This is a genomic window from Paraburkholderia sp. JHI2823 (assembly GCF_038900695.1).
Classification (GTDB): Bacteria; Pseudomonadota; Gammaproteobacteria; order Burkholderiales; family Burkholderiaceae; genus Paraburkholderia; species Paraburkholderia mimosarum.
The window spans coordinates 1-719 of sequence record NZ_JAYMRY010000170.1 but is presented as its reverse complement, the minus strand read 5'-3'; the positions used below and the strand labels follow the sequence as shown (position 1 = coordinate 719).

The following is a 719-nucleotide window of genomic DNA, read 5'->3' as shown; positions in this document are numbered from 1 at the left end:
CGGAAATCGCCGGGTGTGGGCCCTGTCCACACCGTGCGGCTCTGGCAGTCATGCTAACCCGCGTTTGACTTCCTACGGCAGGCCAGCCTCCGCCTCACGGAAAATCATTCTGACTTACCACGTTCCCCACGCATTACACGACCGAGTTAGGGCCTGCCTCTCCGCCGGTGGTCTAATGGCGACGTGTCCCGTGCAAAAATCGGGACAACCGACCACATACCTTTTGGTTAGTGCCATTCAGCAGCTTGGGCACCTCCGCAATTACGACGTTTATCAGCAGTTCACTTTCGTTGCCCATATCGGTCAGCCTCGCACCTCGACCCCATTGCTGCTGGGAGTCTCCACCCCATAGCTTCACAGCCATCGAGTACCCTTTATGGGGGCACTTTGTCAGGAGAGCTTCCCACCCCACCGTTGCCAGTGACGCAAGTCTCCTCAGGCTACTACCAGTCGCATGATAGGTCTTCTATCGACGCACCCTAATTGGGCACATCGGCCGGACAATAACGCGTGGAGCTTTCGCCCCGGGACCACACCTCCTTTCAATGCTCCTAACGTTGGAGTTACCCGGACACGAGTGTGCGTGTCGCACTCTTGCCTTTGCGATAGAGCCGTGCATCGGGATCGGTCTTGGACTCATGCGTCTCGTTACTACGCTTCTCGCCCTTGAAGTCGCCCCCGCCACCACCTTCGCTGTCCTGATCGTCACTGTCTTTGGG

1 pseudogene is annotated in these 719 nt (G+C 57.9%); it reads right to left on the bottom strand.

Features of this window, described 5'->3' with window-relative positions:
* Positions 1–584: 584 nt before the first annotated feature.
* Positions 585–719 (bottom strand): annotated as a pseudogene (locus VSR34_RS38140) (IS5/IS1182 family transposase); the annotation flags it as partial.